21 protein-coding genes are annotated in these 24,367 nt (G+C 67.0%); 7 read left to right on the top strand and 14 right to left on the bottom strand.

Annotation, left to right across the window (positions count from 1 at the left end):
• Positions 1-59: 59 nt before the first annotated feature.
• From ACOOF5_RS09885 to ACOOF5_RS09845, 9 genes are all read right to left on the bottom strand, one after another.
• The gene (locus ACOOF5_RS09885; RefSeq protein WP_420438657.1) at positions 60-1,301 is read right to left on the bottom strand and encodes a cytochrome c-type biogenesis protein CcmH; all 1,242 of its coding nucleotides are present in this window, start codon (positions 1,299-1,301) and stop codon (positions 60-62) included.
• Between the two features lie 106 nt (positions 1,302-1,407).
• Positions 1,408-2,121: a TlpA family protein disulfide reductase gene (locus ACOOF5_RS09880; RefSeq protein ID WP_420438655.1), complete on the bottom strand. Its 714-nt coding sequence runs from the start codon at positions 2,119-2,121 to the stop codon at positions 1,408-1,410.
• Positions 2,118-4,166, bottom strand: coding sequence for a heme lyase CcmF/NrfE family subunit (locus ACOOF5_RS09875; protein WP_420438653.1), 2,049 nt, complete (start codon positions 4,164-4,166; stop codon positions 2,118-2,120). The genes ACOOF5_RS09880 and ACOOF5_RS09875 overlap by 4 nt, the downstream gene beginning before the upstream one ends.
• Entirely contained in the window at positions 4,163-4,726 is a 564-nt protein-coding gene (locus ACOOF5_RS09870; RefSeq protein ID WP_420438651.1) for a cytochrome c maturation protein CcmE, read from the bottom strand. Before ACOOF5_RS09870 ends, ACOOF5_RS09875 begins: the two co-directional genes overlap by 4 nt.
• Positions 4,723-4,887: a hypothetical protein gene (locus tag ACOOF5_RS09865; RefSeq protein WP_420438649.1), complete on the bottom strand. Its 165-nt coding sequence runs from the start codon at positions 4,885-4,887 to the stop codon at positions 4,723-4,725. The genes ACOOF5_RS09870 and ACOOF5_RS09865 overlap by 4 nt, the downstream gene beginning before the upstream one ends.
• Positions 4,884-5,705 carry a cytochrome c biogenesis protein CcsA gene (gene ccsA, locus ACOOF5_RS09860; RefSeq protein WP_420438647.1) on the bottom strand — a complete coding sequence of 274 codons (822 nt, stop codon included), beginning with the start codon at positions 5,703-5,705 and terminating at the stop codon, positions 4,884-4,886. The genes ACOOF5_RS09865 and ccsA overlap by 4 nt, the downstream gene beginning before the upstream one ends.
• A 44-nt stretch (positions 5,706-5,749) precedes the next feature.
• Complete coding sequence (locus tag ACOOF5_RS09855) at positions 5,750-6,418, bottom strand: heme exporter protein CcmB (RefSeq protein WP_420438645.1); 669 nt, start codon at positions 6,416-6,418, stop codon at positions 5,750-5,752.
• Positions 6,419-6,519: 101 nt separating this feature from the next.
• Complete coding sequence (locus ACOOF5_RS09850) at positions 6,520-7,203, bottom strand: ATP-binding cassette domain-containing protein (RefSeq protein ID WP_420438643.1); 684 nt, start codon at positions 7,201-7,203, stop codon at positions 6,520-6,522.
• Positions 7,204-7,288: 85 nt separating this feature from the next.
• Positions 7,289-7,507, bottom strand: a complete 219-nt coding sequence (locus tag ACOOF5_RS09845) for a biotin/lipoyl-binding carrier protein (RefSeq protein WP_420438641.1) — start codon at positions 7,505-7,507, stop codon at positions 7,289-7,291.
• A gap of 163 nt (positions 7,508-7,670) precedes the next feature.
• Between ACOOF5_RS09845 and ACOOF5_RS09840 the strand changes: the two genes are divergently transcribed.
• On the top strand, positions 7,671-8,564 hold the full coding sequence (locus ACOOF5_RS09840; protein WP_420438639.1) for a DUF5317 family protein: 894 nt from the start codon (positions 7,671-7,673) through the stop codon (positions 8,562-8,564).
• 8 nt (positions 8,565-8,572) lie between these two features.
• Here the strand turns inward: ACOOF5_RS09840 and ACOOF5_RS09835 are convergent, their stop codons facing one another.
• Both ACOOF5_RS09835 and ACOOF5_RS09830 read right to left on the bottom strand, forming a co-directional pair.
• Complete coding sequence (locus ACOOF5_RS09835) at positions 8,573-10,783, bottom strand: hypothetical protein (protein WP_420438637.1); 2,211 nt, start codon at positions 10,781-10,783, stop codon at positions 8,573-8,575.
• A gap of 287 nt (positions 10,784-11,070) precedes the next feature.
• Positions 11,071-12,015 carry a hypothetical protein gene (locus ACOOF5_RS09830; RefSeq protein ID WP_420438635.1) on the bottom strand — a complete coding sequence of 315 codons (945 nt, stop codon included), beginning with the start codon at positions 12,013-12,015 and terminating at the stop codon, positions 11,071-11,073.
• 391 nt (positions 12,016-12,406) lie between these two features.
• On the opposite strand from ACOOF5_RS09830, the gene ACOOF5_RS09825 reads away from it, so the two are divergent.
• The 3 genes from ACOOF5_RS09825 to valS all read left to right on the top strand — a co-directional run bounded on the left by ACOOF5_RS09825 (position 12,407) and on the right by valS (position 16,837).
• Entirely contained in the window at positions 12,407-12,745 is a 339-nt protein-coding gene (locus tag ACOOF5_RS09825; protein ID WP_420438633.1) for a hypothetical protein, read from the top strand.
• 11 nt (positions 12,746-12,756) lie between these two features.
• Positions 12,757-13,992, top strand: coding sequence for a CaiB/BaiF CoA transferase family protein (locus ACOOF5_RS09820; RefSeq protein ID WP_420438631.1), 1,236 nt, complete (start codon positions 12,757-12,759; stop codon positions 13,990-13,992).
• Between the two features lie 145 nt (positions 13,993-14,137).
• A complete protein-coding gene (gene valS, locus ACOOF5_RS09815) occupies positions 14,138-16,837 on the top strand; it encodes a valine--tRNA ligase (protein WP_420438629.1) in 2,700 nt (899 codons plus the stop codon).
• Between the two features lie 27 nt (positions 16,838-16,864).
• Here the strand turns inward: valS and ACOOF5_RS09810 are convergent, their stop codons facing one another.
• Positions 16,865-18,025 carry a mechanosensitive ion channel family protein gene (locus tag ACOOF5_RS09810; RefSeq protein ID WP_420438627.1) on the bottom strand — a complete coding sequence of 387 codons (1,161 nt, stop codon included), beginning with the start codon at positions 18,023-18,025 and terminating at the stop codon, positions 16,865-16,867.
• Positions 18,026-18,105: 80 nt separating this feature from the next.
• On the opposite strand from ACOOF5_RS09810, the gene ACOOF5_RS09805 reads away from it, so the two are divergent.
• Together ACOOF5_RS09805 and ACOOF5_RS09800 are read left to right on the top strand one after the other, a co-directional pair.
• Positions 18,106-18,933, top strand: a complete 828-nt coding sequence (locus ACOOF5_RS09805) for an enoyl-CoA hydratase/isomerase family protein (RefSeq protein ID WP_420438625.1) — start codon at positions 18,106-18,108, stop codon at positions 18,931-18,933.
• A gap of 110 nt (positions 18,934-19,043) precedes the next feature.
• Complete coding sequence (locus ACOOF5_RS09800) at positions 19,044-19,829, top strand: enoyl-CoA hydratase (RefSeq protein WP_420438623.1); 786 nt, start codon at positions 19,044-19,046, stop codon at positions 19,827-19,829.
• Positions 19,830-19,854: 25 nt separating this feature from the next.
• Here the strand turns inward: ACOOF5_RS09800 and rsgA are convergent, their stop codons facing one another.
• Together rsgA and ACOOF5_RS09790 are read right to left on the bottom strand one after the other, a co-directional pair.
• Positions 19,855-20,949: a ribosome small subunit-dependent GTPase A gene (rsgA, locus tag ACOOF5_RS09795; protein ID WP_420438621.1), complete on the bottom strand. Its 1,095-nt coding sequence runs from the start codon at positions 20,947-20,949 to the stop codon at positions 19,855-19,857.
• Positions 20,942-22,726 carry an ABC transporter substrate-binding protein gene (locus ACOOF5_RS09790; RefSeq protein ID WP_420438619.1) on the bottom strand — a complete coding sequence of 595 codons (1,785 nt, stop codon included), beginning with the start codon at positions 22,724-22,726 and terminating at the stop codon, positions 20,942-20,944. Before ACOOF5_RS09790 ends, rsgA begins: the two co-directional genes overlap by 8 nt.
• Positions 22,727-23,020: 294 nt before the next feature.
• On the opposite strand from ACOOF5_RS09790, the gene rmuC reads away from it, so the two are divergent.
• The gene (gene rmuC / locus ACOOF5_RS09785) at positions 23,021-24,349 is read left to right on the top strand and encodes a DNA recombination protein RmuC (protein ID WP_420438617.1); all 1,329 of its coding nucleotides are present in this window, start codon (positions 23,021-23,023) and stop codon (positions 24,347-24,349) included.
• The last annotated feature ends 18 nt before the right edge of the window (positions 24,350-24,367 follow it).

The following is a 24,367-nucleotide window of genomic DNA, read 5'->3' as shown; positions in this document are numbered from 1 at the left end:
CGCTACTGCCGGTACTGCCGCCGCCCGCAGGCGGCGGAGCCGGTTCGGCCGAACATGGGCTAGTTGGCAGAACCTGACGACTCTTGGGGGCCTTGTTCGGACTCCATCTCGGCGATCGCGCTCTCGAGGGCGGCAGCCATGGCGGGCGGCGGGTCGCGCTGGAGCGCCGCCTGGTAATAGCCGATGGCGGCGGACAGATCCCGTTCGATGAAACGGGCCGTGTAGCCGCGGAACACCCACGGGTCGAACTCGCCGGGTTCGAGTGCCACTGCGGCATCGAGCGACGCGATGCCTGCTGCGACCAGCTCGCGGTCGGGGATGCGCACCAGCAGCCAGCCGCGCAGGGCCAGTGCCTCGGTGTCGCTGGGATCATCGGCCAGCACTCGGTCGAGGTCCACGAGAGCCGACTGCAGGTCGCAGCCGGCCGCAGGGGCATCGGCTGTCTCGCCGGAACCCGACCCGTCCTGAGCCGACAGCGATTCGCAGTGGCGCAGATGCAGGCGAGCCGACAGCACGAGCGCGCCGCGCAGGTCACGGTCGAGCCGGAAGATTTCTTCCAGCGTGGCGCGGGACTCGTCGAGCTGGTTCGCAGCGAACTGGCGCTGGGCGTCGACGAGCAGCGAGCGAGCCGAACGGTCGATATCACCCGAGAGGGTTTCGCCCGACAGGCGCAGCCCGGCCGAGCGCGCCACCACAACGCCAGCCAGCGCACCCACCAGCAACAAGGCGGCGACGGTGGCGACGGAGACGAGGCGCGCTGGTCGCGTGCGTGGTTCGCCACCGGAAATTCCTGCCGCTGAACGACTGCCAGAGCGATCATCGACCAGACCAGGTTCGGCATCGCTGTCCACGCTGGGCCTTGCGCCGCTCGAACGGGAATCGGCGCCGTCGTCTGGTGCGCCCGCGGCGGCGGCCCGCAGCTTCCAGCGACGGGTCGCGGCCCACAGCCCAGCCCCAGCCGCGGCGAACGCGGCCACCGGGAGCGCCCACACCAGCGTGCCGATCCCCTGCCCCGGCGGCAAGGCGTTCACGTCGTCGCCGTAGGCCGCGGCAAGGTCGGCCCGGATCTGGGAGTCGCTGCGTCCTGCATCGACCCACAGGTCGATCTGCCGGCGCATGGCCGCTGCTGCGGGCGCATTCGACTCGAGCACGCTCTGGCCGTCGCAGACCGGACACAGCGTGGCCTGCTTCAGCTCGTAGGCGCGCTCGGCCTCTGTCGCCGGCGGGCGCGACGCCGTCGCGGCCAGCACACCGGCGACGATCGCCACGGCAGCGACGACGAGCCAGCCGATTCGTCGCATTCCCGTGCCATCGCCCGTCCCAGAAGCCGGAGCAGTCGGCTCCGTCGGCTCCGTCGGCTCGGTCGGAACAGCAGGCGAGGCCTCCCCCGAGACGCTCATGGCGCGTTCACGACCCGGGCTGCGGCGAGGCGTCCCCGCTCGCAGTGCCCAGCAGCAGTTCAATGACAGCATCGGGATCTTCCGCGCTGATCTGACCCTGCCAGCGAGCTGCCACGATTCCGTCGGGCGTGATCAGGAACGACTCGGGCGGACGCAGCACCCCGAACTCGACGGCCCAGCGGGAGTCTGGATCGTCGACCACCGACCAGTCACCGCCGAGACGCTCGTAGAACGCCACCGCGTCCTCGGTCCGATCCCCAAACGGGACAGCAACCACGACGCCGTCGTAGGAATGCCGAGCCGCCCACTCGGCGAGCGCCGGGTGTTCGCGCTCGCACGGCACGCACCACGATGCGAAAAAGTTGACGAGCACCCACCGGGGGGATGCCGTGTCGATATCGAAGCGCGCGACATCATCTGGACCGATCCGTACCCCGGGCAAGGCGTGCGCACCGCCAGCATCGAGGAACGACGCAGGCGGCCAGATGAGCTCGCCGCGCAAGGGCGGCACCAGTTCGCCGATGAGCGGACTGGCAGCGCGGATGCCGCCGCTGTCGGTGTCCTGCGTCGCGAGGACTGCGATCAGGCCTGCCGCTGCCAGCCCGACCAGCACCGCGGCTGCACGCACCCACCCATGACCCCGCCGAGCCCGGGTGTTCGGGTCGCCGCCGGACGGCGCCGGCAGATCACCACTCGACGGATCGGCGGAGGGCGGAGTCACGGGCCGCGCTGCCCCGCCGCCGCATCCGCTCGATCCTCGACGGCACCAGCATTCAAGCGAGTGTCGTGATGGTCGTCGGCATGCACGCCCGCGGAACCTGTGGCACCCACGGCGCTGCTGGCACGACGACGGACCCGGTCGCGTGCCCCGATGCGGATCGGCACCAGTGCCGCGGCGATGCCCAGCACGAGCACAGCACCACCGAGCCACATCCATGCCACGAGCGGCTTAATGAGCACACGCAGCGCCACCTCGTCGCTGCCCTCATCAGGAATGGAGGCGAGCGAGAGATACACGTCGTCAATCAGGCTCGTCGCCACCGACGGTGTCGAGATCGGCTGGCCGAACTCGGCGAAGCGCGTCACGGCGGGCTCGAACACGCCGCGGCCTTCGACGTCGACGCGCACACGCACGACCCGGTTGCCGTCGGAGATCCCGTCGGTCAGGCCGAGGTAGGTGACCTGGTGGCCTGCCACCACGCCCGACTCACCCGGTGACAGCGTGAACTCGCCTTCAGAGCCGTAGGCGCTCGATGCGATGAAGCCGAAAGCGATCACGCCGACGCCGATGTGGGCGATCATGCCGCCGCCGGTGCGGCCAAGCAGGCCGCGCCAGCCATTGCGTCGCACCCCCAGCCACAGCAGCCGCACCGCGCTGCCGATCACGAAGCCGCCCAAGCCCAGCGCCAGCACTTGCCACAAGCCATGTGCTCCTGCGGATACCGACACGACCATGGTCAGCGCCCCTGCCGCCGCAGGCCACAAGAGCCGCTTCGAGCGGAGCTCAGCCGGCGTGCCGCGCCAATTCAGCGCCGGCGACAGCGCCATGAGACCGAGCAGCGCGATGCCCACCGGTGCGAGCATCCGGTCGAAGTACGGCCGACCGACGGCCAATCGCTCCTGCGAGACAGCCTCGGCCAGGAGCGGGAAGACCGTGCCGAGCATCACCACGAAGGCCGCCACGGCAAAGATCAGGTTGTTTCCCAGGAAGGATCCCTCCCGCGACCAGATGGACCTCAGGCTGGCGGGATTTCGCAGCGCCTCGCCGCGCCACGCCACCAGCACGACGCCCGTGACCACGATCGCTGCGAAGAACCCCAACAAGATCGGTCCGAGCGAGGACTCGCTGAACTCGTGGACTGATTCGAGCACGCCTGAACGGGTGAGGAACGTGCCGAAGATGGTCAACGCGAACGTGATGATGAGCAGCGACAGATTCCATACCCGCAGCATCTGACGGCGCTGCTGGGTGATGAGCGAATGCACGAATGCGGTGGCCGTCAGCCACGGCAGCAACGAAGCGTTCTCGACGGGATCCCACGCCCAGTAACCGCCCCAGCCCAAGACCTCATAGGACCACCAGGCACCCAGCAGGATTCCCGCGCCCAGGCTGCCCCACGCCACGAGCGTCCAGCGGCGCGTATCGGCCAGCCAGTGACTGTCGAACTTCCCCGTGACGAGCGCGGCGACGGCGAACCCGAACGGCACGGTGAATCCGACGTAGCCGAGGTACAGCATCACCGGGTGAATCGCCATCAACGGGTGGTTGCGCAGCAGCGGGTTCAAGCCGCCGCCATCGGGGGGTGGGTCAGCCAGCGTGGCGAACGGGTTCGCCGGGCCGGCGAGCAGCGCGAAGAAGAAGACGCACACGATCAGCATCACTGCCAGCGCCCACGCCACCGTCGGGTCTGCGGTCCGGCCGCGGAATCGCCACGCTGCCGCGCTCACGTAGCCGCACAGCACCAGTGCCCACAGCAAGATGGACCCTTCGAGCGCGCCCCACAGCGTCGCGATCTTGTAGATGAGCGGCGTGGCGATCGTGGAGTTGCGCGCAACGTAGGCGAGCGAGAAGTCGTCGCTGAGCAGCGCGAACTCCATCGCCCCGACGGCGAGCGCGCAGCCCGCGGCCATGGCCGCAATCCACGCGAGTGCCTGGCGGCAGCGTTCGGGCTGGTCGAGCACTCTCGCTGCAACCAGCGTTCCGGCGCCGCCGAGCGCGCTGACAAGGCCGACGGCCACGCCGAGCGTGCCCAGCACGGCAATCACAGCCGGGGCACCTCGAATGGACAGTCGTCGAGGAAACCCTCGGGTGGCTCGTCAGGGTCAGCGATGCGATCCTCATTCGCTGCTACGTACTCATTGGTGTGCTTCACGAGCATGTTGTCGCTCGAGAAGAAGTGCGTGTCGCGGCCGGCAACCGTCACCACATCACCGCGCACCCAGCGGCCTTCGAGCACCACCGGAATCCAGGGCGACTCGAACAGGTCCGGAGGATCAACCGAATGGCGCACCGAGACCGACGCACAGTTGTGAATCACTTCAAAGGTCGTCACACCGCTGTCGACCGCTACCGAGGACGGCACGACCCGTCCCTGCAACCGAAAGCGGCGGTCGCCCAGTTCGACCCGCTCCCCGATTGCCTCATCGGCATTGCGGAAGAACAAGGTGGCGTTGCGCAGGCCGGCAACAGTTGCCGCGCCGCCCGCGATGAGCAGCAGCAACACGAAGGCACCGATCATGGCCTTGCGCCGGCGCCCCATCTGCTGGCGCACCGCCGCACGATCAGGCGCTGATTCCAGCGGGTGCCGGGGGCTGAGGTCGCTCATGGCTCGATGGATGCCGGGTCCGAATTCTCGCGAGGCGCGCTTCGATCGACGCCGAGACCGCGTCCAAGGACGCGGCCGCGGCGCACTACCCATGAGGCGTATCCCAACACGGCGATCGTTGCCAGCACGTAGCCGCTGAGCACGTTTGCTGCGTGGGTCATCGGCTCGTCACCTGTTCGGCGTGGTCGCTGCTCTCTTGGCCCGTGGATCGGGGGCCTGCGCTTTCGTATTCGGCCCGGCGTGCTGCAAGCAACTCTTCGAGGGCTGCTTCTTCGGCGAGCTCTTCGAGGCGCAGCACCCGGTAGCGGTGAATGCCGATCCACAGCGCCACCACCGTGAAGGTGGCCCAGGAATACAACAGCGTCCAGTACATCTCACCGGTGTAGTTGCGGGCACCCCCGGGCCCGAGTTCCAAGCTGGCCTCTTGATGCAGCGTGCGCCACCAGTCCACGGAATAGTGGACGATGGGCAGATTGACGACCGCGATGAGCGCCATGACCGCCGAACGGCGCGCACGCGAGCGCGACTCGGCCGGGAGCCGGCGCAGCGCCAAGTACCCCAGGTAGGTCACGAACAGCAGCACGGTGGTGGTCAATCGGGCATCCCACTGCCAGTAGGCGCCCCAGGTCACCTTCCCCCACAGTGAGCCGGTCATCAGGGTGAGCGCAGTGAAGATCACACCGAGCTCGGCAGCGGCGCCGGCCACGCGGTCCCAGTGGCGCGCCTGGCGGTCCGCGATCACTCCCTGCGAACCACCGGCCCCGCTGCGGGTTCGCCGCAGGACACGTGCGCTGGCGAACGCAGTCAGCACGAAGCTCCCGTACGCCACCCAGATGGACGGCACGTGCACGTACATCAGCCGAACGGCGTCGCCCTGCACTTCGTCGGCAGGCGAGATCCACAGAGCCAAGATCGCCATCACCGCTGCCGCTGCCAGCGCGACGGCACCCAGCACCCTGGTCGCCAGGCTGCCGGTCATCGACAGTGACCCTGCTCGCTGCGCCTGCTGACAATGGTCATGGCTCAGGCGTCCTCCAGCAGCGGTCCGGCCGCCGCCCAGCCCACTGCGATGTAGGTAACCAGCACCACCGCCAGCAGTGCTGTCCAGCTCCAGCCTTGGTCGGCGCTGGTCCCGAGCGCCACGTCGAACGCCCGGGTTCCGGCCAAGAGCACCGGTGCTGCCACCGGGATCAGCAGCAGCGGGAGCAGGGTATCCGCCGACCGCAGACCTACCGTCATCACCCCGTACAGCGTGCCGCAGATCGCGAACGCAGCGATGCCGCAACATCCCGCAACCACCATGAGGAGCCAGTCCTCGACCGTCACCGAGAAGAGCACCAGCAGACCTGCGGCCGCGAAGATGCCGATCACCATCGATTGGAGCGCCAAGGCTGCTGACTTGCCCCACAGGATGGACGCAGGCGCGAGCCCGCCGAGGCGCAAGGCGTCGAGGTTTCCGCCTTCGGCTTCGACATCGAAGCTGCGCTTCGCGCCGAGCACTGCCCCGAAGAGCACCGCCACCCAGAACAGACCGCCGGCACCGGCACCCAGCAGCGACGGATTCGCGTCAAATGCGAATGCGAAGACCACCAGCACGAGCAACACAGTCGGAACGATCTGGACGAGGGTGACGCGGGCTCGCCACTCGATGGTCAAGTCCTTGCGGCAGACGAGCCAGATCTCACGCAACATCGTCAGAGGCTGAGCCGAGAGGCGAAGCCGTGGCCCGAGCGGCCCGTGAGCGCGAGTGAACAAGAGCGGGAGACAACGGGTGCGACAACGTCAACGTTCACCTATCCGCACCTTTGCTTCGCACCGGTCGCGGGCGTCGTGGGCGAATCCGTCTCGACGCGGCCGCCGCCCAGCAGTACCTGGCGAGCCGCCGAAACTCCGGGTCGGCCCACTTCGTGAGTCGCGAACATCACCGTGGCGCCCGCCGTGACGGCATCGGCCAGCAGATCGTCGAGCGCGTCCCGGTTCGAGCTGTCGAGCCCGGCATGGGGCTCGTCGAGCAACCACAGCCGCGGGCGCGCAATGGTCAGGCACGCCAGCGCGACGCGCCGTTGCTGACCTTCGGACAGTCGCCGAATCGCCACGGCGCCAAGCCGGCCGCCGATCCCGAATCGTTCGACCGCTGCTGACACCTCGGCAGGAGCGGCAATATGCAGTTCGGCGCAGTGACGCACCTGATCGTCGACCCTCAGATCGCCGTACAGCGGCGCCCGATGTCCCAGCAATCCGACGTGACGCCGTACCGAGCGACGATCAGCTCGCAGGTCGAAACCCAGCACCTCGGCTCGCGCGCCCCGCACGGGCACAAGTCCCGCACATGCCCGCAGCAACGTGCTCTTGCCCGCGCCGTTGGGACCTCGCAGGCAGACCATCTCGCCGGCTTGCACGCTGAGGTCCACTCCCGCTAATGCGGGAAAGCGGTCCAACAGGGCCACGACGCCCTCGAAGGAAACGGCAGCTCCCACGGAGCATCAAGGCTACGGGTGGGCTCGCCACAGGCCTTGCGCAAGGTGCAGGCGCACCGTCTCCCGACGGTGCGGGCACCAGCACTTACGACGTAGCGACCACCGCGAGCACATCGCCTTCAGCCACGGAGTCGCCTTCAGCCACATGTATCTCGGCCAGCGTGCCGTCCTCGGGCGCCGTGACCGGAATCTCCATCTTCATGGACTCGAGGATGAGCAATTCGTCGCCCTCGGCGACGGTGGTACCCACCTCGGCGACCACTTTCCACACGGTGGCGGTCAGCTCTGCTCGAACGTCCAGCACGTCGTTGCTCCTCTAGAAGTCTCGGGCTCACGGCCGGCGCCAAGCTAACCGCGCGAGCCGGCAGGTGTGCTCGCAGCTGCCGCTGCGCCCGCTCATGGCGCGCCACAGTGATGTCTGTGAAATCCCCGAACGTTCGCGCGCCTACCGGTACTGTCGGCAGACGGTGTTCCTCATCGTGCTCGCGACCATCATCGGACTTGGCCTCGGGTTTGCTGTCGCTCTGGTCACGGGCGGCACGCCGCGCGAGATCTTCAGCAGGCTCCGTGTAGTGCAAGTCCACTACTGGCCCGTCCTGGCCCTGGGAGCAGTGCTGTCGCTCGCTGTCGGACTCGACACCAACATGCTCGCGGGAAGGTTCGCGCTCGGCATCTCGCTGGCGTTGCTGCTCGCCGTCTGCCTGCTCAACCGGCACATCACCGGCGCAAGCGTCGCTGCGATCGGCATCGCAGCAAACCTCGGCGTGCTCCTGTTGAACGGTTACCTGCCGGTGAGCGAAGGCGCTGTCGTGGCCGCAGGGATCATCGACTTCGAAGGACTCGACCGCGTGCTGCTCGGTGCGGCACGCCGGTGGTCCAACGACGCGACGATCGCCGCATGGCTGGGCAGTGCGATCCCTCTCGCACCACTGAAAGACGTCATCACGCTGGGCGATCTGGTGACCGCCGCCGGCTTGGCCAATATCGGATTCCGGCTGATGTGGCCCGCTGTGTGGCCCCTCAGGCGGCTCGAGTCGGTCTCGCAGTCCGCTTTCGACGACTACGAGAGCGCAGTCGTGCTGAGGCCCGCAGCACAGCCCACGACGCTCGAGCACGCGCCGCTCGTAGGCGCGGCGACTGCGACACCCGCAGCGATGCCGGCACCGACGGCGCCCGCGACCGCACCGAGTCCTGAGCCGGCATACGCCGAGCCCGCTTGGGCGTCGCGTGTCGAGCCGGCACCATGGCCGGCACCCGCCCCGTGGCCTCGCGAGCCGTCGCCCGAGGGGTCCCCGGCAGCCCGACGGGCCTCAGGCGACGAGCCGACTGAGAACCACGATCCACTGCTGTTCGGAGCCTGAACGCCGTGTCAACCGTTCGATTCTGAATCAGCAGCATCGCCGTCGTCTGCGGGCACTGGCACCAGATTGTCGACGAGGATGCGCCCAAGCTCGACGAAGCGCAGAACTTCGAGAGGCCAGGAATTGTTGTCCAATTGCGTGCGCGCCTCCACGAGCAACGCGTCTACGCCTACTTGGGGAACTTTGCCTTGGGCCGCGGACAGCAGGAGCTCAGGCAACAGAAACTTCCAGTCGTCATCGGAGCGACCCTTGAGCTCTCCGATGAGCGCCTCGCACTCGTTGTCATCAACACCCCACCAGGCGCGCGCTGGCTCCGTCCAGCGCAGGATCGACGCGTGGATGATCCCGTCGAAGTAGGAACGAAATGCATTTGGCAGATCGAATCTCACCCACTCCGGCACCTCCTCGTCCGTGCGCCGAAGCAGTGCCGCCTGCATTGCAGCTCCCACCGCGACAAGCACATGCCGATCGTCCAAGTTGCCGTAGAGCGACGTCAGACGCAGTTTCTGCGGCTCAGGGCTCCAGAGCGGGCTCTGCGGCAATCCGACGGCGTTGGCATCAGGTTCAAGCCAAGTGAGCCGCTCTTGCCACAACAAGCCTGTGCCGTCGATCGTGCCACCGAGCCATTCATCTTGAACCTGGTTTAGAACCCTGAACTCGTCCTCAAACGGAGATGTCCGGGGCAAGTAGGTCAGCCACAAAGCCAGCAGCCGTGCGGCACCGCTCCGACCACGGAACGTGTTCCTCAGCGCCCGCCACGTCTGTCGGTCAGCAGGATGCGCGTGTATGACAAGTCCGTGCATCTCGGGCGGCGTACCAAGTTCCCGGTACGCGTTCTGTACGCGCACCACGAGCTGCTGCAGCGTCGCACCGCTCCGCACCCCGGGCGCCACGAGGAGCAAGGCGGCCTCCGCGCTCGCGCACGGGTCCATCGCATTGAACTCATCGTCAACGAGTACAGACTCCACGGTGGGACACACCGACTGAGCGATCGTCAACACTTGGTCCCTCGCCGCGTCGTCGTCCCCATCGACTGGTCGAAAGAGTGGGAGATGCTCCCGGGCGCAGACCGCGGCCGTCGGCTGCCCGTCCCGAACTGCCTGAAGAGCTTCAGCTATCTCCTGCCGGTCTCGATCCCGTACCGGCAACTCCTCCAGTTCATGGATCCGCCTCTCGACGAGCTCCCGGGTCGTTATGGGGTCACCGAGAAGCGTGTCCATTCCGAAGCGCACGCCTCGATACGGCAGCCGCAACCGCGGTGATGCGGCCGCCGGGCTGGCCTCGGCGTCCGTGAGGCACACGCCGTGACGCGCACCGCTAGTAGACGCTTCGTTTGGCGGCGTGGAGTGCTTCTGATACACCTCGAACAGGCTTGCGTTGCGTCGTCCTGCCTGGATGTCGGGCATGATGCGCGTGGGCTGAGGCAACACCATTGCGGCAAAGGACCGGGGGTCGATCTCGACAACCCGGGGCCGGTCGACCTGCTGGCACTCGACACAGGAATCCGGCCAGGCAAGAAACGGCGCCGTCTCGCCGAGGGCCAGCCACGGCGCTTGTCGCCCCCGCGCGTCGTGTTGCGGGACCGACAGTGCCTGGGTCTCGCCACGCGACACCAAACACTCTGCACGCCAGTTCTCGCCGGCCGTCTCAAGCAACGTGTCTCGAAGCATGCGATAGGTCCGGCCTGTCGAACTCACCGACAGAAGCGCTAGCACGGTGAGTTCCTCGAATGCCGAAAAGCGCTCCAAGTACTCGAACCGGCTGAGTGGATATGAATCGAGCGTTTCCATTGCGGCAATGCCGCGCGGAACGAACTCTCCGGTTGCCCTCGCGGCGAGTCGAAGCACATGATCGAGATGCTGCGCGATCGGCATCAACGTCCCCGAGTCGGCCACCACGGCGATGTTCTCGCTGAGACAGCCATATAGCCAGCTCGCGAGGGCTGAGGCGGCCCGATGATCACGAAACACGTCTGCAATGCGCACGAACGTGCCGGTGTGGTGGCCCGACGGGAGGCGGTAGTGATACTTGCTTGGTCTCCAGATCGCATTCCCAGACTGCAGCAAGGCATCAAGTTCCACCGCACGGCATCGGGCAAGCACCTCGTTCGACACGCCCGCGCTTGTTTCGGCATCCGCGCCAATCGGCAACTCGACGGCGCCGACTGCGACGGCCGACAATCCATGATCAGCGAGCGCAGACTGGACGCTCAAGGCCATGTCATCCATCGTCGACGGCCACTCCGATCCGACTACCGATATCGATTCGCTCGAGCCTCGCCACCGAAGTCTCGGACTCCTTATGACTACCTGCGATGCGTCGCTCAGCGTGGCCGGCGGCATTGTCCTGAGAACGGCCTTTACGTCATCCCACCTCACGGCTTCGACGTCCATGTCCACAAAGAAGAGCCCACCCTCCCGAGGTGGCATCTTCACCTGAACCGTCGATGCGGTCAGACGACCGTAACCGTCACCATGACGAAGTACCGGAGTCATGGCGGTGTCAGCTACGCGGTATCTTGATGACCGTCGCGCTGCCGGTCCCTGACGTCGTCGGAAGCCGAAACTGAAAACGGCAGATACTCCGCCTCGGCGGCCTCCGCACGCGCGCCCTCTTGGTCGACGGCCTGGAGCATGACGTGAATCAACGTGCCTCGAGCGCCGGGCAACTCAGGCGAGCCGGTAACGATCTCAGCGTCTTCCTCTGCGAGTCCACGAGTTCCGAGTCTCAGCACATGACCGTCTCGGGCCGTCGTCATGATGTCGACAGCGCCCACCCACTTGGTTGCCCTGGACTGAGTCGTGTGCAGTCCGTAGCCATTGTGATGCGGAATCTGGCGCTCGCCGAACGAGCGGAAGACCAATGTGCGGAGAAGATCAATGTCTGCAATATCCGCCCAGTTGGCATGTCCGCACGCGTCCCGCACAGCCGCGTAGGCGGCTGCATCGTTGTGCAACGCGCTGGGGATGCCGATGCCATCATCGGCGACGATGACGTGCAGCCGGTTCCAGCTCACCCGTCTCTCATCGCGATGAGCGCCCCCCTCGGTGACCGAGAGCACCGCATAGGCATTGCTCGATTGGCTCCATTTGTGAACGTTGTCAAAGAGTTCCGCGACGATTACATCGGCGTCATTGACGAACTGGTGGAGGCCCTCGCACGAAATCGCCGGGGACATGAGGCGGAGGCCACCCAGCCACGGATAGTGCAACCCGCACTTTGCCAGCGCCGGCACCTGACGTCGCGGGCTCTCAAGGTCAGACACGACGCGGAGCTGATCACCGTCGAGTTCGTCGAACAACTCCCATGTCACGCCAGGAAGGCGCGGCCGGTGCCGTCGCAGGTCGCTGTACAGGTGCGTCCAGTCGAATTCGGTCTCGTCGCTGTATCCCAGGCGCACCGACCGACTAGCCGCAGCTGTCATCAGACCGGTACGCCCCAGAAATCTCATTGGCGCCGAACCTGCCGGCGGAAGAATGACCTCGAGTGGATCGCCACCGGCAGAGGCCGCGACGGCAGCGTGCCCCATCAGCCACCAGCCAAGACCGCTCCAAGCGACCATGTCGGCATGGGTAGCGCGGTTGTGCTTCACATCAGTGAGGTCAATTTCGCGCTGACCGAGGGTCAGTCTCCCGACCTCGCTCTCAACCCGGCTGAGGTCAACTAAGCGCTGTGCAGTTGCCAATGCGAAAATCCCTTGGGCGGAAGACTCACACCATATTCGGACACGACGATGCGCCGACAACGGTTTTTCGTGCCTTTGCTGTGCGGCCGGGGACGTGCTGCGGGCCAAGATCACGCTTCCTTACCGGATTGCCGTAGCGTGCCGCGATAATGGGGCCGTGGGTGACGCCGGGGAGTCTCATCAGCAAACGGCAGACAGCGGTACGGGTGCTGGCGGCGAGGCGGGCGAGCCGTTCGACGACGTCGTGGCCCGGCGGGCACGGCTGAAACGGATCACCAGCCTGGGCCAGCGGACCGGGTACGGCCTTTACGTGGGCTCGCTCATCTGCGGTGCCATCGGCATCCGCTGGGGATACACCCCGCTGCTGACCACCCTGATTGCGGTGGCGCTCGTGGTCGGTTCGATGCTGCTCGCACCCACCATCGTCATGAGCCACGGCATCAAGGCCGCCGAGCGTGAAGAGCGCCAGGCGGCTGCAGCCGGATCGACTGAGTAGGCCAGGATCACATGCCAGAAACTGCAAGTACCGCCGCTGCCGGCAACGAGTCGGCCGGCGCACTTGACGGCATACGCGTCGTCGATCTCACGACCGTGCTGATGGGGCCGATGGCATGCCGCATGCTGGGCGATCACGGCGCTGATGTCATCAGGGTGGAATCGCTGGACGGCGACTCCACGCGCAACGGTCTTCCTGCCCGATCCGCGGGCATGTCCGGCTTCAGCCTCAACATCCAACGCAACAAGCGCTCGCTGGCGCTGGATCTCAAGTCCGCAGCCGGGAAAGCGGCCATGCAGCGCTTGCTGGCGAGCTCCGACGTGCTGGTCACCAACATGCGAGCGGCTGCGCTCGAACGCCTCGGCCTCGGCGCCGATGCGCTGCGATCGCAGCACCCGCAGCTCATCTGCTGTCGAGCGAACGGCTACGGCAGCGGTGGCCCCTACCGTGACAAGGCGGCCTACGACGACGCCATCCAAGCCGCCTCAGGCCTCTCGAATCTGATCGGCCGGATCTCGGGCGAACCCGGCTTCGTCCCCGCCGTGGTCGCCGACAAGGTCACCGGGCTTCACGTCGTCGAAGCCGTGCTCGCCGCCCTGTTCCACCGGGAACGAACGGGCGTGGCGCAAACCATCGAAGTGCCCATGTTCGAAACGATGGTGGCGTTCAACCTGGTGGAGCACTACCGCGGCGCAGTGTTCGAGCCGCCTGAGGGACCGTTCGGATACGACCGACTGCTCACACCGCACCGACGTCCATACCCGACTGCCGACGGCTGGGTCTGCCTGCTGCCCTACAACGACGCGCAGTACCGAACGTTCTTCGCGTTCGTCGATCGACCCGATCTGGCCTCGGATCCGCGCTTTGCGAATCACAACTCCCGGATTGCGCACATCGACGACCTGTACGCGCTGATCGGGCAGCTCTCGGTGCGTCGCACGACGGATGAGTGGATCGGGTACTGCGACGAGCACTCGATCCCGGCCGCACGGGTCATGGACCTCGCAGATCTCGATGCGGATCCGCAGCTTGCGGCTGTCGGCCTGGTGAGCATCTCAGAGCATCCCACCGAAGGGGCCTACCGCTACGTCGCTGATCCAGTCGTGTACTCAGCGACGCCGACTCGTCTGCGCCGCCACGCACCGCTGCTGGGCGAGCACGCAGTCGAGATACTCGGCGAACTGGGTTACAACGCGGGCGAGATCGACGCCATGCGCGATGAGGGCGTCATCGTGGAGCCGAGTTAGCCGCTGCGCCCGCCAATGCCTTGCTTCAAGGCGCTGACAGCAGCGTCTCGAACCGAGATGAACGCGACGAGAGCGATGGATGACGCCACGTCCATGCCGAATCGGCCGCGGCCGTTGGCAGGGCTCGCCGGTAGCTTTTCCCCGCATGACACAGGTGCCCGACAGGCCCACCGTCGACGGGCTCGAGGCCAAGTGGTCCCAGCGCTGGGAATCCAGCGGCGTGTACCGCTTCGATCGCACCGCAACCCGCGACCAAGTGTTCAGCATTGACACCCCGCCGCCCACGGTGAGCGGCTCGCTGCACATGGGTCACGTGTTCAGCTACACCCACACCGACAACATCGCCCGCTACCGGCGCATGGCCGGCTACGAGGTCTTCTACCCGATGGGCTGGGACGACAACGGTCTGCCCACCGAACGCCGCGTCCAGAATTACTTCGGGGTGCGCTGCGACCCCTCGCTGCCCTACGACGAGAACTTCCAGCCGCCGGCCGACGGCGGTGATCCCAAGGCGGTGGAAGCCCGTGGTGAGCTGGCGATCTCGCGGCGCAACTTCATCGAGCTGTGCCATGTGCTGACCGCGCAAGACGAGCACGCGTTCGAGGCGTTGTGGCGCCAGCTCGGGCTCAGCGTGGACTGGTCGATGACCTACGCCACCATCGACGAGCGCTGCCAGCGGGTCGCGCAGCGTGCGTTCCTGGGAAACCTCGAACGCGGCGAGGCATACCAGATCGAGGCGCCCTCGCTGTGGGACGTCACCTTCGGCACAGCGGTGGCCCAAGCCGAGCTCGAAGACCGGGAACGGCCAGGCGCATACCACCGCATCGCCTTCCACCGCATCGATGCCGACGGCGCCCGCAATGGCACCGTCGAGATCGAGACGACCCGGCCCGAACTGCTCGCCGCTTGCGTTGCACTGGTGGCGCACCCCGATGACGAGCGCTACCAGCCCCTGTTCGGCTCGACCGTGCGCACGCCGCTGTTCGATGTCGAGGTGCCGGTCATGGCGCACAAGCTGGCCGAACCCGACAAGGGCACCGGCATCGCCATGATCTGCACGTTCGGCGACACCACCGATGTGACGTGGTGGCGCGAGCTGGACTTGGGGGTGCGGGCGATTGTGGATCGCCGGGGCCGCATCACCGCCGAGCCGCCGCAGGGCATCGACACGCCTGCTGGTCGCGAGGCGTACGCACGCCTGGCCGGCAAGGCCATGGGCGGCGCTCGCAACGCAACGGTGGAGCTTCTGCGCGACTCGGGCGAGCTCATCGGCGAGCCGCGCCCGATCACCCATGCAGTGAAGTTCTTCGAGAAGGGCGACCGGCCGCTCGAGATCGTCTCGAGCCGCCAGTGGTACATCCGCAACGGCGGTCGCGACGCGGAACTGCGCGACGAGCTCATTGCCCGCGGCTCGGAGATGACATGGCATCCGCCCTACATGCAAGGCCGCTACACGAACTGGATCGAAGGCCTGAGCGGCGACTGGCTGATCAGCCGTCAGCGCTACTTCGGGGTGCCGATACCGCTGTGGTACTCACTCGACGACAACGGCGAGCCGGTCTGGGAACGGCCGCTCGTGCCCGACGATGCCGCTCTGCCTGTGGACCCGAGCAGCGACGTGCCCGCTGGCTTCGATGAGTCCCAACGTGGCCGGCCCGGCGGCTTCGTCGGCGATCACGACGTCATGGACACCTGGGCGACATCGTCGCTGACACCGCAGATCGCCTGCGGGTGGAGCGAGGATCCCGATCTGTGGGAGCGCACCTACCCCATGGACATGCGCCCCCAGGGCCACGACATCATCCGGACCTGGCTGTTCTCGACTGCAGTGCGCAGCCATCTCGGCGAAGACTGCGCTCCGTGGCGGCACTGCGCGCTGTCGGGCTGGATCCTCGACCCGGACCGCAAGAAGATGTCCAAGTCGAAGGGCAACGTGGTGACGCCGGTGGGCTTGCTGGACACCTACGGCGCCGACGCCGTGCGCTACTGGGCCGCCAACGGGCGGCCCGGCACCGACACCGCCTTCGACGAAGGCCAGATGAAAATCGGACGGCGCCTGGCCATCAAGCTGCTGAACGCCGCCAAGTTCGCCTTGACGATGGCCGCTTCGGCGCCTGCCGACGACCCCAACGCGCAGCTGACCGCACACGTGCTCGAGATGCTCGCCGGTCGCGACGAGCGCGATCGCGGGGCCGAGCTCTCGGCCGCTCAGGTGGCCAACAGCTTGGACGCAGCATTGCTGGACGAGCTTGCCGAGTTGGTGCGGGTTGCGACCGAGGCATTCGAGAACTTCGACTACGCCCGCGCCCTCGAACGCTGCGAGCAGTTCTTCTGGCGCTTCACCGACGACTACGTCGAGCTGGCCAAGGGTCGGGCTTACGGCGGGCAGGGCGCCGAGGCAGCCGCAGATGCCCACCGGACACTGACAGTGACGCTCGATGTGCTGTTGCGGCTGTTCGCGCCGTTCCTGCCGTTCGTCACCGAGGAGATCTGGTCGTGGTGGCGGCCCGGCTCGATCCATCGGGCATCGTGGCCTGACTCGGCCGAGATCGCGGCGCTGATTCCGGATCTTCCGGCCAATGCCTTCGAGCTGACGGCTTCGGTGCTCAGCGAGGTACGCCGGGCCAAGACCGAGGCTCGACGCAGCTTGCGGGTGCCCGCCGAACAGGTGACGGTCAGCGCTGCGAGTGCTGATGTCGCCGTGCTCTCAGGGACGCGGCTTGATTTGATCGATGCAGGGCGGATCGAGAATCTGACCTTCGTGACCGACGATGAGCTGGCACACCCGGTGGTCAACGTGGTGCTCGCCCCCGCCGAAGCGGCGGCAAAGAACCAAAAGAGCTAACCGTCTGAATTGCCCAGCGCGACCGGCTCAGAGGTCGGCACCGTCGCCGTCGGCGTCCTCGGCTTGCAGTGGCGTGGTGGTCGTCTGGAACGCGCCCACCGCCGTCCTGCCATCGGATTCGGAGGGCTCGCCGCTGCGCACCCAGACCGTCCGCTGCGGGAACGGGATCTCAATGCCTGCCTCGTCGAACGCGTCCTTGACGCGCTTGCGCAGCAGGCGCGCTGTGGCCCACTGCTCGGAAGGCTCGGTCTTGACCATGACGCGGATGGTGACCGCGTCGGCGCCGAATGCCTGCACGCCCACGACACTCGGCTCTTCGAGCACGGTGGTGTTCTCGCCCTGCTCGTGCCACACGTCGTCGGCGACGCGCTTGATGATCTCCATGGCGTGGTCGAGGTCGGTGTCGTAGGCGACATCGAGATCGAGCGGCACGCGTGCCCACAGCTGCGACATGTTGCCGACGCGTGCGATCGCGCCGTTGGGCACGTGCCAGACCGTGCCCGAGATGTCACGCAGCCGCGTGGTGCGCAGCCCCACCGACTCCACGGTTCCGACCGCATCGCCCAAGTCGACCACGTCGCCGACGCCGTACTGGTCTTCGATCAGCATGAATATCCCAGTGAGCAGGTCCCGCACGACCGACTGCGCACCGAAGCCGACTGCGACGCCGACGATGCCGGCACCCGCGATCAGGGGGCCGAGGTTCACGTCGAATTCCGCAAGCAGCATCATGAGCGCGACGGCCCAGACGATCGTGGTGGCGACGCTCTTGAACAGCGTCCCAAGCGTTGTGGCTCTCTGGCTGGAGCGTTCGGTGCGCTCGCGCAGCTGCCGCATCTTGGCCGAGAGGCGCTCGGGATCCCACGTGCGCCCTTCTTCGGCAGTGCGAGCCGCCTCGCTTTCCTCGGCGTGCTTCTTGTCTGAAGCGATGCGCTCCACCAGGTGATCGATGGCCCGGCGCACGACGCGGCGGGCGATCATCGCGAGCAGCAGGATGATCAGCACCGTCAGCGGCTTGTCCACGATCCATACCGACGCGGTCGCAAAGCCCTCACTGCCGGTCCAATCGAAGATGCGCTCGCACACCCAGCTGGGCTCGGTGCCGCACACCTCCGTGCCGCGGCTGGCCTCCAGCAGCGCCTCCACGGCGTCGGTTGCCGAGGAAGCCTGTGCCAACAGTTCAGTCATCGCGGCAGCCTAGGAGTCAGCCTCAGCGCCATGTGTCCACGGCTCGGTGCCGCACGGCTCAGCCTCCTAGCATCGCCGCGATGTCACAGGACCATGCAGGCAACGACGTCGACGATCGAACCCCGACCGAGGATCCCGACGCAGCCGTGCTCTATGAGGTCGCGGGCGGGGTTGCGACGATCACGCTGAATCGACCTGACTACCGCAATGCGCTCAGCGTCGAGATCGTGAACGGTGTCGGCGATCACTTCGAGGCCGCGCTGGCCGATCCCGCCGTGCGAGCAATCCTGTTCACCCATGTGGGCAACACGTTCTGCGCCGGCGCCGACCTTCGGGCAGCCCAGCCCGGCGTGCCCCAGCCGACGCTGCGCCACAACTTCGTGGAGATCCTCGAGCAGATCATGACCTGCGACAAGCCCGTCGTGGGCCGGCTGGCCGGTCATGTCACCGCCGGCGGTGTGGGGTTGGCTGCGGCAATGGACATCTCAATCGCGGCCGACGACGCCATCATCGGCTTCACCGAGGTCCGCATCGGCGTGGCGCCCGCGGTGATCTCGGTGGTCTGCCTGCCGAAACTGCGTCGTTCCGATGCCAGCGAGCTGTTTCTGGAAGGCGAGCGTGTGCCCGCACCTCGGGCAGCGGCGGCCGGGCTCATCAACCGTGCGGTGCCCCGCGACCAGCTCGACGACGAGGTGTCGGTGACGTTGCGACGGCTAGTGCGGGGTGGCCCCAACGCGCTGGCGAACACGAAGCAGCTCGTGACGAGGGTGCCCGAGATGGATCGCGCCGAAGCTTGGGAGTGGACTGCGGAGTTGAGCCAGCGTCTGTTCCAAAGCGATGAGGCCGCCGAGGGCATCGCCGCCTTCCGGGAGCGCCGAGACGCCAGCTGGGTGCCACCCGAGTCCTGAGTTCGGTTCTCGCTCGACGCTTGCGCCGCCGACGAAACTCTCGACTCGATACAACATCGGCCTGCTGCTTCTCGGGCATGTATGCGGGGCGGGCGGTAGCGTCAGCCGCCGTGAGCGGGCAGGTGCATCTCGAACGCGACGGCCATGTGGGCCGCATCATCTTGGACCATCCGGAGCGGCATAACGCCATCAGCGCGCAGATGTGGGACGGCATCACCGCGGCCACGACGGAGCTGGAAGGCGACGGCGAGATCCGGGTAGTGGTCATCCGCGGCGCAGGCGAGCGCGCGTTCGCCGCAGGCGCCGACATCAGCCAGTTCGGCGAGCAGCGCTCCGATGCGAGCGGCAACCGCGACTACGACGACACGACATCTCGGGCACATGCGTCGCTGCTGGGCTTGTCCAAGCCGCTCATTGCTGCCATTCACGGCTACTGCATCGGCGGCGGATTGGCGGTGGCGCTGACGGCCGACCTGCGCGTCGCCGCCGAGGATGCCCAGTTCACGATTCCCGCGGCTCGCCTCGGCCTCGGCTACGGCGCCGCTGGAATCGGCACGCTGATGCGCCTGGTCGGCCCGTCGGCTGCCAAGCGCATCTTCTTTCTCGCCGATCGCTTCGGGGCACAAGAGGCGCTGCAGATGGGGCTCGTCAACCGGGTCGTCCCGAAAGCAGATTTGGAGGCGTCGGTCACCGAATGGACCGATCTCATCGGCCAGAACGCTCCGCTGACCATTGCCGCCGCCAAGGTAGCGTTGACGCAGTGGCAGAGGCCCGAGTCTGAACGCGACTTCACCGAGGTCGAGGCAATGATCCGGGCGTGCTTCGACAGCGACGACTACCAAGAAGGCGTGGACGCGTTCATGAACAAGCGGCGGCCCGAGTTCAAAGGCCGCTGAGCAGACCACGGCGTCGCCTGCCGGTTCAGCGTCCCATGTCCGCCACGAGTTCGAGATAGGTGCCGAGTCGCTCGTCAGCCAGGTCGCCGGTCTGCACCGCAGCCACCACCGCGCAGTCGGGCTCCACGGTGTGCGCGCAGTCGGCGAAGCGGCAGCGCTGAGCGAGCGTCGCAATCTCGCCGAATACCGACGCCAAGCCGTGGTGAACGCCGTCGGGGGCGGACACAAGGCCCCCCTCGCCGCCCCAAGGGATCAGATTCTGCAGGCCTGGCGTGTCAATGAGGGTCCCTCCGCTTGGTCCACCGATGGGAACGAGTTGGCGCCGCACGGTGGTGTGCCGGCCGCGGCCGCCAGGGCTGAGCGGCGCAACTGACATGACCTCGGATTCTGCGAGCCGATTCACCAGCGACGACTTTCCCACCCCGGAAGGACCGCTGAAAGCCACCGTCGCACCGTCTTGGGCCAATGCTGCGAGGCCGTCGAGCCCGCGACCGTCGAGGGCGCACGTCTCCAGGATCGCCACGTCGTCCGCCGCAGCGCCGAGGCGGCGGCGCAAGGCTTCGACGGTTGCCTCGCATTCGGCTTGCGACGCCGTGTCGATCTTGTTCACGACGATCAGCGGGCGGACTCCCCCGCCGAATGCTGCGGTCAGATACCACTCGATCCGGTGGCCGGCATCGGTCGCGCTGGTGGTGCGGTCATCGGCGGCCGGAGTCGGCGTGGTGACGACGGCGAGGATGTCTGCGTTCGCCGCCACCAGTTGCGGCTGTGGCCGCGGGCCGGAGGCGCGGCGGCACAGCAGAGAGGTCCGGTCCAGCACCTCGACGATCGCGACGCGCCGGTCGTGTCGGGCCTCCAGCGACCGGACCACCCAGTCGCCGACGGTCGGAAAGTCGAACGGCGTGCGGGCTGCATCGCGAATCGACGCATCCACAGCCCCGATCGTCCTGCCGTCGTCATCGACAAGTTCGTAGGCGCCGCGATGTTCGACGGCCACCCGGCTCACCTCATAGCCCGGCTGCGGCCGTCGACCCCGACCGGGCCTGCGATGCCAGCCGAGCGCGGCGACATCTGGGATCGGCGACGATTCGACGATGCGCCGATCAGCGCCGTCACTCACGGCGCAGCCACACCTCGTCGTAACGGCCGACACCGAGCCGCTGGCCTTCGATCACATCGCCGTCGGGAAGCGTCGTACGCCCGAGCCCCCCGACGTCCGCGCTGGCCGCGATCACGCTCGATGCGTAACTCAGATACACGTAGGGTGCCTCGTTCGCGAGGGCGGCGCTGAACTGCGCAACTGCGTCACGCCGGTCGTCTCCGTCGGCGGTCGACTTGATGAGGCTCGCCAGCGCGCCAAGGTGCTCTCCGGTGAAGTTGGACACGTTCAGCGGCGTGGTGCGGATCGGACCAACCGCAGCCGACGCCAGAACCCCAGGATCGGACTCGCCTCCGACGCGCCAGCACGTTGCTCCGAAGTCACCGGCGAACGACGGGCTCTGGACCACCGAGCCCATGACACGGCTGATGAGCCCCGTGCGGGCGACCGTCTCGACGTCAACGTCGACAAGGTCGGTTGCCTCCCATTGGCGCTCGAGTCCGGCCGTCATACGCATGAGGGCGAGATCGTCGGTGCACAGGATGCGGATACGTACCGGCTCGCCGGGGTCTCGGTCGTCGGAGCGCTCTGGATCCTCGACGTACTCGCGCAGCAACGAGCGGGCGCGCTCGGCATCGTGGGTGGGCCAAGCCTCCGCCACCTCGGCCGAATGCCAGATGCTTCCCGGCGACCACCACTGGGTCGCGGGCAACGAGTCGACATCAGGTCCGAGTGCGGAGATGAGCTGTTCCTGATCGGCCGCAGCGATCAGCGCGCGTCGTACCCGGATGTCGTCGAGCGGGGCGCGGAGCAGGTTGAACAGCACGACTCCGGCGTTGTCGTCGTGCCGCTGGATGGCGGTGAGCGAGCGGCCGCCGGTGTCGGTCGCCGTGGCCACGGCGGTTGCAAGCTCAGCCGACCGCGACATCAGGACGTCGCCTCGGCCGTCGAGCAGCGACGCGAGGCGATCCCGCTCGTCGGGAATCTCGGTGAAGACAATCTCGGCTGCCCACGGCAGTGTCGAACCATCCGCTCCAGTGCGCCAGTAGTCAGGGTTGGCTTGCAGCACCGCCGGCTCTCCGGCCGACCAGCGCCGGAAGACGAACGGTCCGGTGCCCACTGGTGCCCTGGCGAAGATGTCCGGATCGGCCTCGGCTGCGACGACGGAGAAAACGCGCCCGACCGGGCCCGCAAGGGCAGCGGGCAGGCCGGCGTTGGGCTCGCTCAGCTCGAAGGTCAAGGTGAGTTCGTCGTCGACGATGATCGATGTGATGCGGGCGTCTCGCAGGTGGCCGCCGCTGGCTCGGCCTGAGCGCAGGTAGTCGTCGATGCCGGTCTTGACGGTGATCGCATCAAGGGGCTCGCCGTCGGTGAAGGTGATGCCCGGTCGCAGTTTCACGGTCCAGCGCTGCAATGACGCGTCGACCGAGACCGATTCCGCCAGCCAGGGCACGACGGTTCCGTCGGGGAGCACGACCATGAGCGTCTCGACGACATGGTCCAGCACGTTGCGGCACGACCATGCGCACACGTGATCCCATGGCGTCCAGCCGGTAATGGGCGTGGGGTCGGCTGCCAGCAGCACACGCAGCGTGCCGCCGCGCCGAGGCCCCGTGTCCGCAGGCGCCTGCGTTGTGGGCACCGTGATCTGCGCGGCCTCGCCGGTCGTCGTGGCGACACCCGCCGTGCCAGCGGCGGGGGCGACCGTTGTTGTCGAGGCAATGACGGGCTCGGGAACCTCGTCGGTGCCTGTGCTGCAAGCCCCCACGAGCAGCAGAACCGTGAGGAGGGCCGCCACTGCGGCGCGCCGCGGCCTCAGGAGCCCCAGTCCTTGCCGCTCATGGCGCACTCGCATTCGTCGCCGTGTGTGCCGCGCATCGACGCCGACGCTAGACGCACGAACCTCAAGCCCGTCAGCGCAGGGCACTTCGGGACTGGTTTGGCCCTGACCGCATTGCGCCACGTTTCAAGCATCGTTGCCGTGCGGATCCCTTCTGGCAGTCGTCATCAACCGGCGAAGCCAACGGGATTACGCTTGAGCTGTGTCCCGTCGAGAGGCGATCTTGCTCCATCACCGCAAGGAGTGAACCGCATGTCCGCTGGTCTTGCCGCCGTGCTCGGAGTGTTGGTCGGTCTCGCCGCCGGCGCGGGTGCCGTGTGGGCTGTGCTGTCTCGGCGACTAGCCACCGTAACGGCAGAGCGCGACGACCGCTCGCAACGCAATACCGAGCTGGCCGGTGAACGAGACAAAGCACGTGCCAAGGCGGATCAGCAACGCGACGCCGCTGCGGACCTGCGCGTCAAGTTGGCGTCTGCTGAGGCAGAACGGGACGCGCGCGTCGAGGAGATGACGAAGAAGCAGGCTGAGATCGAGGGACGTTTCAAGGAGATCGCCGCCCAGGTCAGCGAGTCAACGCGCGACACCTTCATGAAAGAGTTCCGAGACCTCACCACCGAGCAAACCAAGACGGCCGGCAAAACCGTCAAAGAGCTGGTTGAGCCGATGCGTGAACGGCTGGCGGAACTGCAGAAGTATGTGAACACGGCCGACACTGCGCGGGCCGAAGACACCGCCAAGGTTTCTCAGAGTGTCGACAAGCTCGTATCAGAGACGAGCGGACTGCGTCAGATTCTGCGCGACTCGAAAATGCGCGGTGCTTGGGGTGAGCAGCACCTCCGCAATGTCATCGAGGCGGCTGGCATGAGCCGACACATTGACTACGTCGAGCAGGCCACAGTCGGCGAAATCGGCGCCGAGGGACGCTTGCGGCCCGATGTGGTGGTCAAGGTGCCAGGCGGGGCGAGCGTCGTGATCGATGCCAAGACGCCGTTTGCCGCCTACGACCGGGCGGTACAGGCATCGGACGAAGCGGAACAGCAGCAGGCCCTCGCAGAGCATGCGGCAGCCCTGAGCGAGCGCGCCAAGGAGCTCGGCGATCGCGATTACGGCCGGTGGGTGTCCGGGTCTCCCGATTTCGTCCTCATGTACGTGCCGACCGACCCAATGCTCGATGTGGCCATGGACGCCGACAGCGACGTCTGGCAGAACGCGTGGCACCGACACCGAGTGCTGATCGCGACCCCCGGCCTGCTGATTGCCTTCCTGAGGACCGTGGCACTGGCCTGGCAGCGTCAGGACATCGCCCGCAATGCGGAGAAAGTTGCCGACTTGGGCAGTGAGCTGTATTCCCGACTCTCGACCTACATCGAGCACGTGGACAAGATGGGGCGAGGCTTGCGCACCGCAGTCGGTGCCTTCAACGATGGTGTCGGCTCGTTTCAGCGCCGAGTGCTCCCCCAGGCCCGACGCTTCCGCGACTTGGGTTCAGTGACGGGGGGCGAAGAGCTCGGCGAGCCGGCTCCCGTAGTGCTGGATGTTCAAGAAGTCAGCGCGCCTGAGCTGGGTCCCGGCGAGGACTAGTCAGATCTGGAGTGAGTC

The sequence above is a fragment of the Candidatus Poriferisodalis sp. genome, assembly GCF_965214215.1.
Lineage (GTDB): Bacteria > Actinomycetota > Acidimicrobiia > Acidimicrobiales > Poriferisodalaceae > Poriferisodalis.
This window is presented reverse-complemented; position numbering and strand designations above follow the sequence as displayed.

What these genes read in the sequence shown, in the direction of transcription:
- ACOOF5_RS09810 (WP_420438627.1), bottom strand. Translation starts at nt 18,025, where the DNA reads ATGACTGAACTGTTGGCACAGGCTTCCTCGGCAACCGACGCCGTGGAG.
- ccsA (WP_420438647.1), bottom strand. Translation starts at nt 5,705, where the DNA reads ATGACCGGCAGCCTGGCGACCAGGGTGCTGGGTGCCGTCGCGCTGGCA.
- ACOOF5_RS09820 (WP_420438631.1), top strand. Translation starts at nt 12,757, where the DNA reads ATGCCAGAAACTGCAAGTACCGCCGCTGCCGGCAACGAGTCGGCCGGC.
- ACOOF5_RS09835 (WP_420438637.1), bottom strand. Translation starts at nt 10,783, where the DNA reads ATGGCCTTGAGCGTCCAGTCTGCGCTCGCTGATCATGGATTGTCGGCC.
- ACOOF5_RS09885 (WP_420438657.1), bottom strand. Translation starts at nt 1,301, where the DNA reads ATGCGACGAATCGGCTGGCTCGTCGTCGCTGCCGTGGCGATCGTCGCC.
- ACOOF5_RS09865 (WP_420438649.1), bottom strand. Translation starts at nt 4,887, where the DNA reads ATGACCCACGCAGCAAACGTGCTCAGCGGCTACGTGCTGGCAACGATC.
- ACOOF5_RS09830 (WP_420438635.1), bottom strand. Translation starts at nt 12,015, where the DNA reads ATGAGATTTCTGGGGCGTACCGGTCTGATGACAGCTGCGGCTAGTCGG.
- ACOOF5_RS09805 (WP_420438625.1), top strand. Translation starts at nt 18,106, where the DNA reads ATGTCACAGGACCATGCAGGCAACGACGTCGACGATCGAACCCCGACC.
- ACOOF5_RS09870 (WP_420438651.1), bottom strand. Translation starts at nt 4,726, where the DNA reads ATGAGCGACCTCAGCCCCCGGCACCCGCTGGAATCAGCGCCTGATCGT.
- valS (WP_420438629.1), top strand. Translation starts at nt 14,138, where the DNA reads ATGACACAGGTGCCCGACAGGCCCACCGTCGACGGGCTCGAGGCCAAG.
- rmuC (WP_420438617.1), top strand. Translation starts at nt 23,021, where the DNA reads ATGTCCGCTGGTCTTGCCGCCGTGCTCGGAGTGTTGGTCGGTCTCGCC.
- ACOOF5_RS09855 (WP_420438645.1), bottom strand. Translation starts at nt 6,418, where the DNA reads ATGTTGCGTGAGATCTGGCTCGTCTGCCGCAAGGACTTGACCATCGAG.